The sequence below is a fragment of the Vibrio sp. 10N.222.49.C9 genome, assembly GCF_041474985.1.
Lineage (GTDB): Bacteria > Pseudomonadota > Gammaproteobacteria > Enterobacterales > Vibrionaceae > Vibrio > Vibrio crassostreae_C.
Genome location: NZ_JBFRVD010000690.1, coordinates 1 through 294, shown reverse-complemented (window position 1 = coordinate 294; position 294 = coordinate 1). Strand labels below are relative to the sequence as shown.

General features: G+C 44.9%; 1 protein-coding gene. It reads right to left on the bottom strand.

Annotation, left to right across the window (positions count from 1 at the left end; all coding sequences use genetic code 11):
* The coding region (locus AB4585_RS25100) for a helix-turn-helix domain-containing protein (RefSeq protein WP_372171472.1) at positions 1–294 on the bottom strand (294 nt) is incomplete at both ends.

Below are 294 nucleotides of genomic sequence, written 5' to 3'. Positions count from 1 at the left end.
CTCTAGAGAAGTGAGAAATGTCCGCATAACCCAGCTGAACAGAGACTTGTGTCAGGCTCAAATTCCGACTCATAAGCTCACAAGCGGTATCAAACATAAGGCTGTTCTTGATCGCTCTAAATGAATTTTTTTCTTGCTGTAAGCGACGCTGAAGCGTACGAGAGCTCATATCAAACAGTGTCGCTGCTAGCTCGATGTCTAAGTTTTGCTCGTGAACGTAGGGCAGTAAAGTGGTGTACAAAGTACCAGTAAAGGTGCTGTGCCAAACTATTTCTCTAGGTTCAGGTTCGGGAT